General features: G+C 56.5%; 15 protein-coding genes. 12 read left to right on the top strand and 3 right to left on the bottom strand.

What is annotated here, in order from left to right:
* The 12 genes from EQV93_RS11420 to EQV93_RS11475 all read left to right on the top strand — a co-directional run bounded on the left by EQV93_RS11420 (window position 1) and on the right by EQV93_RS11475 (window position 14934).
* Complete coding sequence (locus EQV93_RS11420) at window positions 1-1779, top strand: protein-disulfide reductase DsbD (RefSeq protein WP_240891590.1); 1779 nt, start codon at window positions 1-3, stop codon at window positions 1777-1779.
* A 130-nt stretch (window positions 1780-1909) separates the two neighbouring features.
* On the top strand, window positions 1910-2365 hold the full coding sequence (aroQ, locus tag EQV93_RS11425; protein WP_048360251.1) for a type II 3-dehydroquinate dehydratase: 456 nt from the start codon (window positions 1910-1912) through the stop codon (window positions 2363-2365).
* Window positions 2366-2390: 25 nt separating this feature from the next.
* Entirely contained in the window at window positions 2391-2852 is a 462-nt protein-coding gene (accB, locus tag EQV93_RS11430; RefSeq protein WP_122784995.1) for an acetyl-CoA carboxylase biotin carboxyl carrier protein, read from the top strand.
* A 17-nt stretch (window positions 2853-2869) separates the two neighbouring features.
* A complete protein-coding gene (accC, locus tag EQV93_RS11435) occupies window positions 2870-4228 on the top strand; it encodes an acetyl-CoA carboxylase biotin carboxylase subunit (RefSeq protein ID WP_122784996.1) in 1359 nt (452 codons plus the stop codon).
* Between the two features lie 280 nt (window positions 4229-4508).
* Entirely contained in the window at window positions 4509-5387 is an 879-nt protein-coding gene (prmA, locus tag EQV93_RS11440) for a 50S ribosomal protein L11 methyltransferase (protein ID WP_122784997.1), read from the top strand.
* A gap of 30 nt (window positions 5388-5417) precedes the next feature.
* A complete protein-coding gene (locus tag EQV93_RS11445) occupies window positions 5418-6650 on the top strand; it encodes a DUF3426 domain-containing protein (protein ID WP_240891591.1) in 1233 nt (410 codons plus the stop codon).
* Between the two features lie 216 nt (window positions 6651-6866).
* Complete coding sequence (gene dusB / locus EQV93_RS11450) at window positions 6867-7880, top strand: tRNA dihydrouridine synthase DusB (RefSeq protein WP_122784999.1); 1014 nt, start codon at window positions 6867-6869, stop codon at window positions 7878-7880.
* On the top strand, window positions 7877-8197 hold the full coding sequence (fis, locus tag EQV93_RS11455) for a DNA-binding transcriptional regulator Fis (RefSeq protein ID WP_003439210.1): 321 nt from the start codon (window positions 7877-7879) through the stop codon (window positions 8195-8197). Before dusB ends, fis begins: the two co-directional genes overlap by 4 nt.
* An 81-nt stretch (window positions 8198-8278) precedes the next feature.
* Window positions 8279-9886 (top strand): bifunctional phosphoribosylaminoimidazolecarboxamide formyltransferase/IMP cyclohydrolase, encoded by a 1608-nt coding sequence (gene purH, locus EQV93_RS11460; RefSeq protein ID WP_146426540.1) that lies wholly within the window; start codon window positions 8279-8281, stop codon window positions 9884-9886.
* A gap of 189 nt (window positions 9887-10075) precedes the next feature.
* On the top strand, window positions 10076-11374 hold the full coding sequence (purD, locus tag EQV93_RS11465; RefSeq protein WP_122785001.1) for a phosphoribosylamine--glycine ligase: 1299 nt from the start codon (window positions 10076-10078) through the stop codon (window positions 11372-11374).
* A gap of 99 nt (window positions 11375-11473) precedes the next feature.
* Window positions 11474-14260 (top strand): hybrid sensor histidine kinase/response regulator, encoded by a 2787-nt coding sequence (locus EQV93_RS11470; protein WP_240891592.1) that lies wholly within the window; start codon window positions 11474-11476, stop codon window positions 14258-14260.
* A 77-nt stretch (window positions 14261-14337) separates the two neighbouring features.
* Complete coding sequence (locus EQV93_RS11475) at window positions 14338-14934, top strand: MarC family protein (protein ID WP_122785003.1); 597 nt, start codon at window positions 14338-14340, stop codon at window positions 14932-14934.
* 95 nt (window positions 14935-15029) lie between these two features.
* Here the strand turns inward: EQV93_RS11475 and EQV93_RS11480 are convergent, their stop codons facing one another.
* Genes EQV93_RS11480 through EQV93_RS11490 form a run of 3 tightly spaced genes read right to left on the bottom strand, consistent with a single transcriptional unit; the run spans window position 15030 to window position 17218 of the window.
* Entirely contained in the window at window positions 15030-15641 is a 612-nt protein-coding gene (locus tag EQV93_RS11480; RefSeq protein WP_240891593.1) for a hypothetical protein, read from the bottom strand.
* Window positions 15642-15667: 26 nt separating this feature from the next.
* Window positions 15668-16399 (bottom strand): hypothetical protein, encoded by a 732-nt coding sequence (locus EQV93_RS11485; protein ID WP_240891594.1) that lies wholly within the window; start codon window positions 16397-16399, stop codon window positions 15668-15670.
* Between the two features lie 24 nt (window positions 16400-16423).
* Complete coding sequence (locus EQV93_RS11490; protein ID WP_240891595.1) at window positions 16424-17218, bottom strand: hypothetical protein; 795 nt, start codon at window positions 17216-17218, stop codon at window positions 16424-16426.
* Window positions 17219-17222: the final 4 nt, after the last annotated feature.

Raw genomic sequence — 17222 nt, forward strand, 5'->3', positions numbered from 1 at the left:
ATGCGCCGCTTGATCTGCCTTCTGTTCATGCTTTGCACCCTGCCAGCCATGGCAACCGGGTTGCTGGACAACCGCCCCAGCTCGACGCTGGGTGCAATCAATAACAGCCGCGACTTCTTGCCGGTGCGAGAAGCCTTCAAGCTCAACCTGATCGAAAGCACACCCACATCGATCAAACTGCGCTTTGTACCGACCGAAGGGTATTACCTGTACCGGCACCGCTTCGCCTTTAAAACAGAGCCCGCCGATATCGCCCTGGGCACTGTAAATTTGCCCGCCGGCGAGCAAAAGCATGACGAATACTTCGGCGATGTAGAGGTCTACCACGGCATTGTCGATGTCGACATCCCGCGCCCGGCCAACGATACGCGCCCCTTTACCCTGGTCGCCACCTATCAAGGCTGTGCAGACAAAGGGCTGTGTTACCCTCCCGAGACAGAGCGCCTGAGCATCGGTGCAACCGGCGCGACAGTATCCGCAGAGATGGCCCCCGGCGATGAAATGTCGTGGAATTGGCGCGAACTGGCGTTGTTTTTCCTCGCAGGGCTTGGCCTTACATTTACCCCCTGCGTATTGCCGATGCTGCCGATTTTGTCCGGCGTGGTGCTGCGCGGCCAAGTGGGTGGCCTGCGCGGTTTCAGCCTGTCGCTGGCCTACGTATTGCCCATGGCGGCCTGCTTCGCGCTGCTGGGTGCGCTGATGGGGATGTTCGGCGCTCAACTCAATCTGCAAGCACGGCTGCAATCGGTGTGGGTGCTGGTGCCGTTTGCGCTGTTCTTTGGCATTTTCGCGCTGGCTATGTTTGGAGTCTTCGAACTGAAGTTGCCGCAGGCCCTCAGCAATCGCCTTGACCGTGTCGCAAATCGAACACAGGGCGGCTCACTCTGGGGTGCGGCCGTGCTGGGCGTAGTGTCCAGCCTGCTGGTTTCGCCTTGCGTCTCCGCGCCGCTGGCCGGTGCATTGCTGTATATCAGCGCCAGTGGCGATGCCGTGGGAGGTGGGCTCAAGCTGTTCGCCCTCGGCCTGGGCATGGGCGCTCCGCTGCTGTTGGTCGCAACGGGCGGTGCGGCATGGCTGCCCAAAAGCGGCCCTTGGCTGGTCAGCGTAAAAAATGCCATTGGCGTGCTATTGCTTGGGCTGGCTATCGGCTTGCTCAGCCGCGTTTTACCCGGGCCCGTCACGCTGCTGTTGATCGGTTCGCTGGCGGCCGGAGTGAGCCTGTTTCTGGGCACGCTCGAATTCATCTACAAAGCACCACGCCAGCGCCTGGCGCAGTTGCTCGGTCTGTTCTTGCTGGTTTACGCCCTGGCGTGCTGGTTTGGCGCGTTCAGCGGTCAAAGTGACCCGTTCAATCCTGTCGGCCATGCCCAAACGTCCACTGTAGCCACGCCCAACACTGCGCAGCCCGACGGCCAATGGTTGACCGTGAGCACCCCGGATGAACTGGACAGCGCACTGGCTGCGGCTAAAAACGCAGGCAAACCGGTGCTACTGGACTGGTACGCCGACTGGTGCATCAGCTGCAAAGTGATCGAACACGAAGTCCTCAACGCCCCCAATGTCCTCGCGTTGCTCAAGGGCTATCAGCTCGTGCGTTTTGACATGACCGCCAGCAATGCCGAGCAGCGCGCTTTACTGGATCGCTACGCACTGTTCGGTCCTCCGGCACTGATGTTCTTCGACAAAAACGGCGAAGAAAAAAGTGACCAACGGGTCATTGGCGAGATCAATGCACAAGACTTCGCCGAACGTGTCGGCAAAGCGAATGACCAGACTTAGAGCCTCAGTCATAAACTTTTCGCGAACATCGGTCATCGTGCTGGCTATTGCAGTTAACTGGACAGCCAATCGACTTTTCGGCATAGTCGCCCGTCACTGTTAACTGCACACACATAACAAGGAACAGCAGATGGCGACTTTTCTGGTTCTGCACGGCCCCAACCTGAACCTGCTAGGCACCCGCGAACCGGGGGTCTACGGCGCTACCACCCTGGCGCAAATCAATCAGGATCTGGAGCAGCGAGCCCGCGATGCCGGTCACCATTTGCTCTACCTGCAAAGCAATGCCGAGTATGAATTGATTGACCGGGTACATGCTGCGCGCAACGAAGGCGTGGACTTTATCCTGATCAACCCGGCTGCTTTTACCCACACCAGCGTGGCATTACGTGACGCGCTGCTGGCGGTGAGCATCCCATTCATCGAAGTGCATTTATCTAACGTGCACAAACGCGAACCTTTCCGCCATCACTCCTACTTCTCCGACGTTGCAGTAGGTGTGATCTGCGGCCTTGGCGCCAGCGGTTATCGACTGGCCTTGGAGGCCGCCCTGGAACAGCTTGAACTACAAGCTAAACGCCCCTGACCGACCCATTGGGAGTTGACGATTCATGGATATCCGTAAAGTTAAGAAACTGATCGAACTGCTGGAAGAGTCCGGCATCGACGAACTGGAAATTAAAGAAGGCGAAGAGTCCGTACGCATCAGCCGTCACAGCAAGACTCCAGCTCAGCAGTTCTACGCACCCGCGCCAATGCAACAAGCTCCGGCTGCCGCTCCAGTGGCTGTGGCCCCGGTTGCCACCGTGACCGAAGCGCCTGCTGCACCAAAACTGAACGGTTTTGTGGTTAAGTCGCCAATGGTCGGTACGTTCTACCGCACGCCTTCGCCTACCTCGCCTGCCTTCGTTGAAGTCGGCCAGAGCGTAAAAGTCGGCGACACCATTTGCATCGTTGAAGCGATGAAAATGATGAACCACATCACCGCTGAAAAAGCCGGTGTTATCGAGTCCATCCTGGTAGAAAACGGTCAGCCGGTTGAGTTCGACCAACCGCTGTTCACCATCGTTTGAACCACGGGGAACCCACGATGCTGAAGCCTAAAAAGCTGGAAAAAGTTCTAATCGCAAACCGCGGCGAGATCGCCTTGCGCATCCTGCGGGCCTGTAAGGAACTGGGCATCAAGACCGTCGCGGTGTACTCCACTGCCGACAAGGAACTGATGCACCTGGGTCTGGCAGACGAAACCGTCTGCATCGGCCCGGCACCGGCCAACCTGTCTTACCTGCACATTCCGGCCATCATCGCGGCCGCTGAAGTGACAGGCGCTACGGCGATTCACCCTGGCTACGGCTTTTTGGCTGAAAACGCCGACTTCGCCGAGCAAGTCGAGAAATCCGGCTTTGCCTTCATCGGTCCTAAAGCTGACACCATCCGCCTGATGGGCGACAAGGTTTCGGCCAAGCACGCCATGATCGCGGCGGGCGTTCCGACTGTTCCAGGCTCTGACGGCCCACTGCCGGAAGACCCTGAAGCCGCACTGCGCATTGGCCGTGAAGTTGGCTACCCAGTGATCATCAAAGCCGCTGGCGGCGGTGGTGGTCGTGGCATGCGTGTTGTAAACCGCGAAGAAGACCTGATCGAAGCAGCCAAGCAGACCCGTGAAGAAGCCGGCGCCTGGTTCAGCAACCCGATGGTCTACCTCGAAAAATACCTGACCAACCCGCGTCACGTGGAAGTTCAGGTACTTTCCGATGGTCAGGGTCACGCCATCCACTTGGGCGACCGCGACTGCTCGCTGCAACGTCGTCACCAAAAGGTTCTGGAAGAAGCGCCAGCACCGGGTATCGATGAAACGGCCCGCCAGGAAGTTCTGGCGCGCTGCGTGAAAGCCTGTATCGACATCAATTACCGCGGCGCGGGCACTTTTGAGTTCCTGTACGAAAATGGTCGTTTCTACTTCATCGAGATGAACACTCGTGTGCAAGTAGAGCACCCGGTTTCCGAGATGGTCACCGGCATCGACATCTTGAAAGAGATGCTGAGCATTGCGGCAGGCAACACGCTGTCCTTTACCCAGGATGATGTGAAGATCCACGGCCACTCGCTTGAGTGCCGGATCAACGCAGAAGACCCGGCCACGTTCATGCCTAGCCCAGGTCTGGTCAAGCACTTCCACGCTCCGGGCGGTAACGGCGTTCGCGTCGATTCGCACCTGTACAGCGGCTACAAGGTTCCGTCCAACTACGACTCCTTGATCGGCAAGCTGATCACTTGGGGCTCGACCCGCGACGAAGCCATGGCGCGCATGCGCAATGCCCTGGACGAAATCGTGGTCGACGGGATCAAAACCAACATCCCGCTGCACCGCGATCTGGTGAATGACGAAGGCTTCTGCGAAGGCGGCGTCAACATTCACTACCTGGAACACAAACTGGCTAACAAATAAGTTTGTAATCCCGTCAACAAAGCCGCTTTCGAGCGGCTTTGTTGTTTCAGCGATTGCAACATCTGTAGCCGCTGTCGAGGCACGAGGCTGCGATGGGATGCGCAGCGGCCCCAAGCGGTGATCCTGCGGCCCACATCGCAGCCTCATGCCTCGTCAGCGGCCACAACAGCGATCACTTTTCATCGTTTTTTGATTACCCCCCATGCCTGCGCTCGCGTAAACTGGCGCGTTTCTCGCAGCCCTACTGGCTGCACACTCTTATTTTTCAAAGGTGCCCGCCATGCCTTGGCTGCAAGTACGCCTCGCCATCAGCCCAGAACAAGCTGAAACCTACGAAGACGCGTTCCTCGAAGTCGGCGCCGTATCGGTTACGTTCATGGATGCCGAAGATCAACCGATTTTCGAACCTGAACTCAACACCACCCCGTTGTGGTCACACACCCATTTGCTGGCCCTGTTCGAAGACGGCACCGAAGCCGACCTCGTGCTGTCCCATCTGGAGCTGCTCACCGGCTCGCCACTGCCAGAACATCACGCCGAAGTGATCGAAGATCAAGACTGGGAACGCAGCTGGATGGATAACTTCCACCCGATGCGCTTCGGTCAGCGCCTGTGGATCGTACCGAGCTGGCACGCGGCACCCGAACCTGACGCAGTCAATCTGCTGCTCGACCCGGGCCTGGCGTTCGGCACCGGCACCCACCCGACCACAGCACTGTGCCTCGAATGGCTGGACGGCCAGGATCTCAAGGACTGCAACGTTCTGGATTTTGGCTGCGGCTCGGGCATTCTGGCCATTGCCGCCCTGCTGCTGGGCGCCAAGGAAGCCGTCGGCACCGATATCGATGTGCAAGCGCTGGAAGCTTCGCGCGATAACGCCAACCGCAACGGTATCGACCCGGCCCTGTTCCCGCTGTACCTGCCTGAAGACATGCCACAGGTGCAGGCCGATGTCGTGGTCGCCAACATCCTCGCCGGCCCACTGGTGTCTCTGGCGCCGCAATTGTCGGGTCTGGTTAAACCCGGCGGTCGCCTGGCACTGTCCGGCATCCTCGCCGAGCAAGGCGAAGAAGTGGCCGCAGCCTACGCCAAGGACTTTGACCTCGACCCGATCGCCACTCGCGATGGCTGGGTGCGCATCAGTGGCCGTCGGCGCTAGAATGCACGCCTGCCCAATCCGGATGGCCACATGAGCGATAGCTTCGTTACCCAGTGCCCGCACTGCCAAACCAGTTTCCGCGTAAACCATGCTCAATTGGGCATGGCACGCGGGGTGGTGCGCTGTGGCTCCTGCCTGCAAGTGTTCAATGCCGCACAGCAACTGCTGAATAAACGCACTGAAACTGAACAGCAACCTGCCGTGACGGCCCCTAATGTGGCACAACCCGAGGTTATCGAGCCGCCCGTCAGCGCAAACCCGGTGGCCTGGCAAACCGAAGAGATGGACCTCGACCATCTGGATCTGGACGAAGAGCTGGCCAAACTTGAAGAACTTGAAATCCAGCCAAGCAAAACCTTCGGTCAGCCAAAAAAATCGAAGGACAGTTCGCTAAGCGCACGTCGCGACACGCCGGATGCCGAAGAAAGCGAATGGTCTGACAGCCTGTTCAGTGACTCAGCCGCTGAACGCGCTCAATCGTCAGCACTGGCCACAAGCGCCGATGACAGTGACGCCGAACCCGCTCGTACCGGTCGTTCAGAACCCTCATTGTCACTGGACATTGAGGAGCCCGACGACACGCCGCCCCTCAAGCTGTCTGTTGATGATGATGAGCGGACCGGCGAACACCTGTCTGCGATTGATGACGAAGACGACGAGCCTCTTAAACCTGCACCGTCCAGCAAAAACAGGCGCAAACGCAACGAACCTGGCGTACGCGACGAAATGCTGCTGGACCTGGCCGACGATCCATTGCAACTGGAATGGCAAAAACGCCGCTCTCCGTGGGGCAAACGACTGCTTTGGATAGTGCTGATTCTGCTGGCGGGCGCTGCTTTGGCCGGGCAGTACATTGCCAGCCACTTTGAAGAATTGGCCAGACAGGATCAGTACCGACCGACTTTTGAGCAACTGTGCCCTCTGCTCGGCTGCACAGTGCCGTCCAAGGTCGATATTGACCGCATTAAAAGCAGCAATCTGGTGGTACGCAGCCATCCGGAATTCGCCGGGGCATTGGTGGTGGATGCGATCCTCTACAACCGCGCGCCTTTCTCCCAGCCTTTCCCGTTGCTGGAGCTGCGCTTTGCTGACCTTAACGGCAAGATGATTGCGAGCCGCCGCTTCAAACCCGGTGAATACTTGACCGGCGACATGGCCAAGACCGAAATGCCCCCGCAAACGCCTATTCATATAGCGCTGGACATCCTCGACCCGGGCCCTAAAGCCGTCAATTACAGCCTGAGCTTTCACTCCCCCGAGTGAGCATGCTGCACTTTTAGCATCACGCCTCAAGCGGCTATTGAGAGACCACGCGCACGCCAGGGGTGCCTGGCCGCTTGGCGCTTGAGGCTTGTAGCCGGGTTTAGGCCCCATTGTTCAAAAAACATCCAACCCAGCCTTTATCCAGTCATCGAGAGCGGGTATCATGCCAACCCTTTTTCGAACTCTCCAGATTCGGCCCCACAACAGGGAAGTCCTATGTCGGCGGTACGCATCGGCCCATATACATTGCATAACGGATTGATCCTCGCCCCTATGGCAGGTGTCACCGACCAGCCCTTTCGTCAGCTTTGCCGACGGATGGGCGCGGGTTTGGTTGTTTCGGAAATGGTCACCAGCGACATGAGTCTCTGGAACAGCCGTAAATCGCGCCTGCGCATGATTCACGACGGTGATCCCGAGCCACGCTCGGTACAGATCGCCGGCGGTGATGCGCAAATGCTGGCAGACGCCGCCAGGGCCAATGTGGAACTGGGTGCACAGATTATTGATATCAACATGGGTTGCCCGGCGAAAAAAGTCTGCAACAAGGCTGCCGGCTCCGCGTTGCTGAAAGACGAAGCATTGGTGAACGAAATCCTGCAAGCCGTGGTGGCTGCAGTTGATGTACCGGTCACCCTGAAGATCCGTACGGGTTGGGACCGCGACAACAAAAATGGTCTGACGGTGGCAAAAATTGCCGAGCAAGCCGGGATTCAAGCGCTGGCCGTGCACGGCAGAACCCGCGCTGACCTGTACACCGGGGAAGCTGAGTACGACACCATCGCCGCGATCAAGCAGGCCGTGTCGATACCAGTCTTCGCCAATGGCGACATCGATTCACCCCACAAAGCCCTGCACGTGTTGAACGCAACCGGGGCTGACGGACTATTGATTGGCAGGGCTGCCCAAGGGCGGCCCTGGATTTTCCGCGAAGTTGATCACTTTCTGCGTACCGGGCAATTGTTACCGGCACCGGAAATGACCGAAGTGGAACGTATTCTGCTAGAGCATCTGACTGCATTGCATACCTTCTATGGAGAGGTATTGGGCGTTCGCATTGCCCGCAAGCATGTCGGCTGGTATCTCGCAACCTTGCCGGGCGCCAAGGAGTTTCGCGCCCACTTCAATCGTTTAGAAGACACGGAAGCACAATGCGCCAACGTTCAGGCGTTTTTCGCCGAACGACACAAGAGCCTGGGGACAGGGGACGAAGGATGGGTGGCCGCATGACGATGATGACCGAGACATTAGTGAGTGGAACAACGCCCGTGAGCGACAACGTCAACTTGAAACAGCACCTCAATACGCCTAGCGAAGAAGGCCAAACCCTTCGCGGGAGTGTCGAAAAGGCGCTGCACAATTATTTCGCCCACCTGGAGGGCGCAGAAGTCACGGACGTGTACAACCTGGTACTTTCTGAAGTCGAGGCTCCCCTGCTCGAATGTGTCATGAACTACGTCAAGGGCAACCAGACCAAGGCCTCGGAGCTACTGGGGCTTAATCGCGGCACCTTGCGAAAAAAACTCAAACAGTACGATCTGCTGTAAGCATTCAATCAAACCTGAAAGGCGTCCTGGTAAAACGGGCCGCCTTTTTTGCTGACTCCTTTGCTTTTGATGGAAATCGAGATGACCGATCAGACTACCCGCCTGCCGATCCGCCGCGCTTTAATCAGCGTTTCCGACAAAACCGGAATCCTTGAGTTCGCCCGTGAACTGGAAGCCCTCGGCGTCGAGATCCTCTCCACTGGCGGTACGTTCAAGCTGCTGCAAGACAACGGCGTAGCCGCAGTTGAAGTCGCGGATTACACAGGCTTTGCTGAAATGATGGACGGTCGGGTTAAAACCCTGCACCCGAAAATTCACGGCGGCATCCTGGGCCGTCGCGGCATCGACGACGACATCATGAACGAGCACGGCATCAAGCCAATCGACCTGGTAGCGGTTAACCTCTACCCATTTGAAGCAACCATCAGCAAGCCAGGCTGCGACCTGCCGACTGCCATCGAAAACATCGATATCGGCGGCCCGACCATGGTCCGTTCTGCGGCTAAAAACCACAAAGACGTGGCCATCGTGGTGAATGCCAGCGATTACGCCAACGTGCTGGAAAACCTCAAGGCCGGCGGCCTGACCTACGCACAGCGTTTCGACCTGATGCTCAAGGCCTTCGAACACACCGCAGCCTATGACGGCATGATTGCCAACTACCTGGGCACCGTGAATCAGGCCGCTGAAACACTCAGCACCGAAGATCGCAGCCAGTTCCCGCGCACCTTCAACAGCCAGTTCATCAAGGCTCAAGAAATGCGCTACGGCGAGAACCCGCATCAAAAAGCGGCGTTCTACGTTGAAGCCAAACCTGCCGAAGTCAGTATTGCTACCGCCACCCAGTTGCAAGGCAAAGAACTGTCGTTCAACAACGTGGCCGACACAGACGCCGCACTGGAGTGCGTGAAGAGCTTCGTCAAGCCCGCGTGCGTGATCGTCAAGCATGCCAACCCGTGCGGCGTTGCCGTCAGCCCGGACGCCGAAGGCGGCATTCGCCAGGCTTACGAACTGGCTTATGCCACTGACACCGAGTCGGCATTTGGCGGCATCATCGCCTTCAACCGTGAGTTGGACGCTGAAACTGCCAAAGCCATTGTTGAGCGTCAATTTGTTGAAGTGATCATTGCCCCATCGGTCAGTGAAGAAGCCCGCGCTATCGTGGCCGCCAAAGCCAATGTGCGCCTGCTGGCCTGTGGCGAGTGGAGCGCAGAGCGCACCCCGGCCTGGGACTTCAAACGCGTTAATGGCGGGTTGCTGGTTCAAAGCCGTGACATCGAGATGATCGGCAGCGAAGACCTCAAAGTCGTGACCAAGCGCGCACCGACCGAGCAAGAAATCAACGACCTGATCTTTGCCTGGAAAGTGGCCAAGTACGTGAAGTCCAACGCCATCGTCTACGCCAAAGGTCGCCAGACCATCGGCGTCGGCGCCGGTCAGATGAGCCGCGTAAACTCCGCCCGTATTGCCGCCATCAAAGCTGAACACGCTGGTCTGCAAGTACAAGGCGCGGTGATGGCATCGGACGCATTCTTCCCGTTCCGTGACGGCATCGACAACGCCGCCAAGGCCGGGATCACCGCGGTGATCCAGCCAGGCGGCTCGATGCGTGACAACGAAGTGATTGCTGCCGCTGACGAAGCCGGTATTGCGATGGTGTTCACCGGGATGCGTCATTTCCGTCACTAACTAGACGACGGCCGTACTGAACCCGGCATCTGCTGCGTTGGAGCCGACCTCGATGATGCTCATTGCCAAAAGGCAACTCCGCTCATCAAGGTCGACTCCGCCTTGCAGCTACCGACTTCATTACGACCTCCTGAAGCGTGAAGCGCTTTAGGCTTTAAACCGAATTCAGCGTCATCCGAGGTTTTTGAAATGAATGTTTTGATCATTGGCAGCGGTGGCCGTGAACACGCACTGGCCTGGAAAGTAGCCCAAGACCCGCGTGTCGCTAAAGTATTCGTGGCGCCTGGCAACGCCGGTACGGCCACTGAAGCCAAGTGCGAAAACGTCGCCATCGACGTTTTGGCCCTTGAGCAGCTTGCAGACTTTGCCGAAAAGAACGTTTCACTGACCATCGTTGGTCCGGAAGTGCCACTGGTTGCCGGCGTGGTTGATCTGTTCCGCTCACGCGGCCTGGATTGCTTCGGCCCTACCGCTGGCGCAGCCCAGCTGGAAGGCTCCAAAGCCTTCACCAAGGATTTTCTGGCGCGCCACAAGATCCCGACCGCTGACTATCAGAACTTCACCGAGATTGAACCGGCACTGGCTTACTTGCAGAAAGTCGGCGCACCTATCGTGATCAAGGCTGATGGCCTGGCAGCCGGTAAAGGCGTGATCGTCGCCATGACCCTGGCAGAAGCCGAAGATGCCGTGCGCGACATGCTCGCTGGCAACGCCTTTGGCGAAGCCGGTTCGCGTGTTGTCATCGAAGAGTTCCTCGACGGTGAAGAAGCCAGCTTTATTGTGATGGTCGACGGCAAGAACGTTCTGCCAATGGCCACCAGCCAAGACCACAAACGTGTTGGCGACGGCGATACCGGCCCGAACACCGGTGGCATGGGCGCCTACTCCCCTGCTCCCGTGGTCACCGCCGAGGTGCACCAGCGCGTAATGGACCTGGTGATTTGGCCAACCGTGCGCGGCATGGCTGAAGAAGGCAACGTCTATACGGGCTTCCTGTACGCAGGCCTGATGATCGACAAAGCCGGCAACCCGAAAGTGATCGAGTTCAACTGCCGTTTCGGCGATCCAGAAACCCAACCGGTCATGCTGCGTCTGCAATCGAGCCTGGTGTTGCTGATTGAGGCCGCTCTGGCTCAAGCGCTGGACAAGGTCGAAGCACAATGGGATCCACGCCCTAGCCTCGGTATCGTTCTGGCAGCGGGCGGCTATCCTGCTGACTACGCCAAAGGCGATGTCATCCACGGTCTGGACACTGCAGCCAAGCTGGAAGGTAAAGTGTTTCATGCGGGCACCGCGCTCAACTCGGCAGGCCAAGTTGTAACTGCGGGTGGCCGTGTCTTGTGCGCGACCGCGATGGGCGATACGGTCGAAGCTGCTCAAGAAAAGGCCTACGACCTTGCCAAAGCCATCTCCTGGAATGGTTGCTTCTACCGAAATGACATTGGCTACCGGGCCATTGCACGCGAACGTGGCGAAGCTGAGAAGTAAGCCACTCATATGGATAGGCAAGGGCTATCAGCCCTTGCCTAAGTATTCCAGCGCCGCGCATAGTGCCTGCCAAGCCTCAATATACGAAGGGATTTCACCGTGCGCTGGCTAAGGATCGCCATAGGTTTAATCGTCAGTCTTCTGACTGTTTTGCTTTATTTGATGCCCATGCAGGCTGCACAAGCCAGCAGTTGGGCACTCTTCTCGGACGCGACGGGCGATCTGCAGCTAAGCGACGTTCGCTCAGCACGCTTTGCCAACCAGTTCAGCCCCATTGAGCTCGAACACCTTACGGCCGCCCAACCTGGCGAGGCCCTATGGCTAAGGTTCAAACTCCCGCCCGACAAACACGAGCAAGTCCTGAGCGTGTTTGCACCTGATCTTTCGCATCTCGACCTGTACGTTCTGGATGATCAAAAGATAATCAGCCAGATTAATACCGGCAACACCTTGCCCTCGTCCGCAAAACCGCTGTCCAGCAGCGACTACCTGCTGCCTTTGCCGCAAAGCACTAAACCTTTGGATGTTTACCTGCGCTTGATCTCTGACCACCAATTGCGTCCGCACATTACCCTCAATACTGCTGTCGAGCTTGCAGCCAATCAGGGTATGCCCCTGCTCTACGGAATGTTGCTGGGCTGCCTGGCAATGCTGGTGCTGCATAACCTCATTCGCTTTGCGTTCAGTCGCTCGATGTGCAGCCTATGGCTCGCCCTCTGCGAGGCCTTGCTACTGATCAGCTGCACCTTATTTTTGAACGTTCTGGGCCCTTGGGCTCCGGAATGGCTAAGCACCCAACCGTCTGGCGCTTACCTGGCGCTGATACTGACTGCGCCGTGCGGGCTGATGTACACCTTCAGCTTTTTCTCGGCCAAGAGCCCACATGCGCTGCACAAACTGTTGCTGTTGGACATTTTGATCGTCAGCCTCGGCTCGCTGCTTTTACTGTTCATCGACAGCCTGCCCTTGAATATCGTGACCTACAGCATGGTCGCCCTCACCAGCTTGAGCATTCTGCTGGTAGCGGCCTATCACTGGCATCAAGGTTACCGCCCTGCGCGCCTGTTCGTAGTGGCCATGGTTATATTCAACATTGGCACCCTGATGATTCTGCCCGCATTGCTGGGCCTGACCTTGATTGCCCCGCAGGAACTGATTCTGGTGCTGCTGGTGATCGTGTGCATCAGTGGCCTGTTGATGAGCATCGCGTTAAGCGAACGCAATCAGAGCATCGCTGAAGATCAATTCAGCATTAGCCGCGACCTGGCCGCCAGTAATGCTGAAGTGAACGCCAAGGCGGAATTTCTGGCCAAGATCAGCCACGAAATCCGCACCCCCATGAACGGGGTGCTCGGAATGACCGAGCTCCTGCTGGGCACCCCCCTGTCCGTTAAACAACGCGACTACGTCCAAACTATCCACAGTGCTGGCAATGAGCTCCTGACCCTGATCAACGAGATCCTCGACATTTCAAAACTGGAATCAGGGCAAATCGAATTAGACGATGTGCAGTTCGATCTCAACGCTCTGATCGAAGACTGCTTGAGTATTTTCCGCACTAAAGCAGAACAGCAGAACATCGAACTCATCAGTTTCATTCAGCCCCAAGTGCCTCGTGTCATTAGCGGTGACCCTACGCGCTTGCGTCAGACACTGCTCAGCTTGCTCGAAAGCGCACTGAAGAAGACCGAAGATGGCGAAATATTGATCGTCGTAGCTCTGGAGGAACGCTCCGGGGCCCCTCGACTGCGCATCGCGATACAGGACTCAGGCCAGCCGATTGATGAGCAAGAGCGCGAGGCCCTGCTGAATGCTGAATTGCACAGCAAGAACTTTCTGGCCGCTACCCGTCTTGGCGGCCACTTGGGGCTGGTCATTGCCCGTCAGTTGATCATGCTGATGGGGGGCGAGTTCGGCATTAAGACCGGCCAGACCAAAGGCACCAATCTGTGGCTGACGTTGCCGTTAGACCCACAGCACCTGGAACATCCGACTTCAGATTTGGACAGTCCACTCAAGGGCGCCAGAGTACTGGTGGTGGACGACAACGACACCTGCCGTAAAGTGCTGGTACAACAATGCACTGCATGGGGTCTGAATGTTAACGCGGCTGCATCGGGCAAAGAGGCCTTGGCCTTGTTACGCACTAAAGCCCACCTGCGAGATTACTTTGACATTGTGCTGCTGGATCAAAACATGCCCGGTATGACCGGCATGCAACTGGCCGCCAAGATCAAGGAAGACCCGAGCCTGAATCACGATATCTTGCTGATCATGCTGACCGGTATCAGCAATGCACCCAGCAAGATCATTGCGCGCAATTGCGGCATCAAGCGAATCCTGGCAAAGCCAGTCGCGGGCTACACGCTAAAGACCACCCTTGCCGATGAGTTGACTCAACGCAACAAGGGCAATCCAGCGGCACAACCCGTAGCCAACAGCCCCGCTGCTCCGGTTACGGTCCCTGATGACTTCCGGATTTTAGTGGCCGAAGACAATAGTATTTCAACCAAAGTCATCCGCGGCATGCTGGGCAAGCTAAACCTGCAACCCGATACTGCCAGCAATGGCGAAGAAGCCCTGAGGGCCATGAAAGCCAAACGTTACGATCTGGTCTTGATGGACTGTGAAATGCCCGTGCTGGACGGCTTTTCGGCCACTGAACAAATGCGTGCCTGGGAAGTCAGCCATCAACGGATTCGTACCCCCGTGGTCGCGCTGACGGCTCACATTCTGGCCGAACATAAGGAACGGGCTCGCCAGGCAGGCATGGATGGACACATGTCCAAGCCGGTGGAGCTGTCGCAATTGCGTGAGCTGGTTGAGTATTGGGTGGCCCAACGTGAGCAGCGTCAACACCGGGATTCGCCTTCCCAGGGACTGTAGAGAGCCTGTCATCAGGCCGACAGAGTTCATTTGGCCTGATAGACTTTCGTCGCCCTCCTTCAATGTGAGCTCAAACCATGCTCCATGTGTTGTTCAGTGTGTACTTGAAGATGCTCGTGCTTTACAGCCCATTCTTCGTGCTTTCATGTTTTATCAGCCTGACCAGAGGCTACTCGCGTAAAGAGCGCCGGCATCTGGCATGGAAAGTAGCGCTGGCAACGTTGATCTCCAGCGTATTGCTCTATCTGTTCGGACGCGTGATTTTCAACGTATTTGGCATCACCGTGGACGCCTTTCGAATTGGCGCTGGCAGTGTGTTGTTCATTTCAGCGCTGGGCATGGCCCAAGGTAAATCGGCGGTACAAACCGACAACGTCAATCAAGACGTCACTATTGTCCCGCTGACGATCCCGCTGACCGTTGGCCCGGGGACCATTGGTGCACTTCTGGTGATGGGCATTAGCCAGCCACACTGGGACGATAAACTGATGGCGATTAGCAGCATTGCCCTCGCTAGCCTGACGGTAGGTGTAGTGCTTTACCTGTCCAACCGTATTGAGCGCATTCTGGGTGAGCAAGGCTTGCAAATTGTCAGCCGCTTGATGGGCCTGTTTGTGTGCGCCCTGGCGGCACAAATTATTTTCACCGGGATCAGGGGCTATATGGTGCCTTGACCCGCGCCTTGCGCTGTTGAGTCGGCACATCGTCAACACGCACAGCCATTAGCCATAAAAAATGGCCCGCAAGGGCCATTGTTAAACCAGTACATTTAAATTTCGATAACGCTGACCATGTGTGCAGCCGCCTGACGCACCGCCTCCTGTACCTGCGCTCGGTGCCTGGCATAGATCGTTCTGTTCAACACAAAAGCGCCGCCTTTAGCGTTCAAGTACACATCATGCGTACGCCCTCTTGCCCGCGCTCTCTGACAGCTCAGAGCCAAGCCACACACAAACACGATCACATGCCCTTCTTGTGTCTTCTCACAAGGCACACATTGATAATGACGCGTCTGCGCGTTATCTACCGGATGACGAAGATAGCTCAGCGCGTCCTGCCTGATGGGCATTGCATCAAAAACGTCCCCCAGTGACTGTGCGAGGCGTTGCGTACTCTGCACGCCTGAAACTTCAACGGCGTATTCGTCGACCTGACGAATATCCAAAACCAGTATGGGCCGGTCAACAATATAGGATTGCAGGTTAAACCCAAGGGTCAGTAACGTACTTTGATAGTGCGAAAGCCATACGAACCCTTCAATCCCTTCACTATTGGCACGTAACTCGGCATAGAGCAGGCAGTCCTGAACATCTTGTTTATCTACGCGCGACAGGCCTTCGACGAATGAGACCCAGGTGCCTCCGACTTTTATTGCGTCCATGCGATGTTCCACTCGTTAAAGGTTAACTAACCCACAGACACTGAAGGGGAAGAGGAAGAACCCCACGGCATGACCAGGTTCGTCCGTTTCAGCATGAGCTTCTCGTCTATTGTCTCCCGCAATTGGCTGTACATACGCTCATTGAGGCTATAGGTGTAGCCGTGCACCCCTATGCTACTGTCAGGCGCGGTGAGAACACTCTGACTCAGGAAGTCCTCTGCCAACACGGTGTGGGTAACAAAGCGCAACATCAAAGTATGCAACAGCAGGTCCGAGTCGATCAGCGCCAACTTGATACACACCACCGACTCATCAACCCCGGTGCAGTCGGGTGTTGGCTCCTGCACCGGCTGAATACGGCGTACCACATGCTCACGCCATACCTTACGGGCGAGGTCTGTTGGCGCAGAGAGTTGAAGGTTTGAAACCAGATTTGAAAATGCCACGCCAATCCGGAATTCAAACAGTCGGGCACTTTCAGTCATCAACACATTGACGACATCTAAGCTCTGAGCCCCCTGCTGCTCGCTGTACGGTTGATGGAGTGTCGTCCATGACAAATCTGCCAGGACTGACTGATAAGCGCTCTCTCGCTCAGCGTATTGCGACGCCAAGGGAAACTTGAACTGGGCACTCAATTGCGCCAACAACAACGAACTGACGACGTCAGCGTGCCTCTGCAACGAAATCGGCACGTCGAGTAACGGTGTCATTATTATTCCGGCATTCACACTCATGTTTCCAAGAGCAATAGTCATGCAGGAGCTCCTTGGAAGGCCGAATTAAATTTCGATTTTTTCGATACGCTTCTTGGTCGTGAAGGCTAACTTTTCGCTGATGGTCTGGCGAACGCCTGCATAGACTTTTTGGTTAAGCGTGGTGTTGCTGGCCCCGGCATATAAATCGACACTGTTATGACTCCACTCCCAAAAAAGCACCTTGGTCACGCGTTTTGGCGAGGTGAAGTGAAAGGACGACTTGATCATTAATACTTCGCCATCCGCCGTACCAATACACGGCAATATTTGAAAATCGCCACTCTCGTTACCTCCCGCCTCGTTTTCGAACAAGGCCAGCGCTTTAGGGTTTTTTTGCAACGCCTTGAAGACCACCGTGACAATATCAAGCAAGACTTTATTGACGCCGATAACGCTGGAGATAATATCCAGTGCCACTTGATCCATGGTGAACTTTTGTTTCAACCCGGTGATCTTCTTCAAGGATTCATTGGTCGTTCCCCACCCACACAAAGCCAGCACGTCACTGTGAAAGTCAAACCGCTCTTGCCTGTATAACTTTTTATCTGGAAAGGCCTTGTCCGTTGCCATTTGTGCAAATAACACGCAATCCTGTACGTCCTGCTTCTGCTGAGGCGTCAAGCCACCCACAAAGGAAAGCACACTGTTACCCGTTACCAATGCGCTCTGGTCTGTCCCGCTCCCATGAATGTCTGCTGTACTTCTTGCCGGCTGAATCCGCCATTGCGTACTGGAAGTCGCATCGTTCAGTTCAAGATTTTCGATTGCCGCAATGCGTGCTTCATTACTTAGGTCGGTGCCCGTCATTTCAATAGCCATATCA

The sequence above is a fragment of the Pseudomonas sp. TMW22091 genome (assembly GCF_022496705.1).
Taxonomy (GTDB): domain Bacteria; phylum Pseudomonadota; class Gammaproteobacteria; order Pseudomonadales; family Pseudomonadaceae; genus Aquipseudomonas; species Aquipseudomonas saxonica.

Coding starts and splice junctions, on each gene's coding strand:
- EQV93_RS11420 (WP_240891590.1), top strand. CDS start 1: ATGCGCCGCTTGATCTGCCTTCTGTTCATGCTTTGCACCCTGCCAGCC.
- aroQ (WP_048360251.1), top strand. CDS start 1,910: ATGGCGACTTTTCTGGTTCTGCACGGCCCCAACCTGAACCTGCTAGGC.
- accB (WP_122784995.1), top strand. CDS start 2,391: ATGGATATCCGTAAAGTTAAGAAACTGATCGAACTGCTGGAAGAGTCC.
- accC (WP_122784996.1), top strand. CDS start 2,870: ATGCTGAAGCCTAAAAAGCTGGAAAAAGTTCTAATCGCAAACCGCGGC.
- prmA (WP_122784997.1), top strand. CDS start 4,509: ATGCCTTGGCTGCAAGTACGCCTCGCCATCAGCCCAGAACAAGCTGAA.
- EQV93_RS11445 (WP_240891591.1), top strand. CDS start 5,418: ATGAGCGATAGCTTCGTTACCCAGTGCCCGCACTGCCAAACCAGTTTC.
- dusB (WP_122784999.1), top strand. CDS start 6,867: ATGTCGGCGGTACGCATCGGCCCATATACATTGCATAACGGATTGATC.
- fis (WP_003439210.1), top strand. CDS start 7,877: ATGACGATGATGACCGAGACATTAGTGAGTGGAACAACGCCCGTGAGC.
- purH (WP_146426540.1), top strand. CDS start 8,279: ATGACCGATCAGACTACCCGCCTGCCGATCCGCCGCGCTTTAATCAGC.
- purD (WP_122785001.1), top strand. CDS start 10,076: ATGAATGTTTTGATCATTGGCAGCGGTGGCCGTGAACACGCACTGGCC.
- EQV93_RS11475 (WP_122785003.1), top strand. CDS start 14,338: ATGCTCCATGTGTTGTTCAGTGTGTACTTGAAGATGCTCGTGCTTTAC.
- EQV93_RS11480 (WP_240891593.1), bottom strand. CDS start 15,641: ATGGACGCAATAAAAGTCGGAGGCACCTGGGTCTCATTCGTCGAAGGC.
- EQV93_RS11485 (WP_240891594.1), bottom strand. CDS start 16,399: ATGACTATTGCTCTTGGAAACATGAGTGTGAATGCCGGAATAATAATG.
- EQV93_RS11490 (WP_240891595.1), bottom strand. CDS start 17,218: ATGGCTATTGAAATGACGGGCACCGACCTAAGTAATGAAGCACGCATT.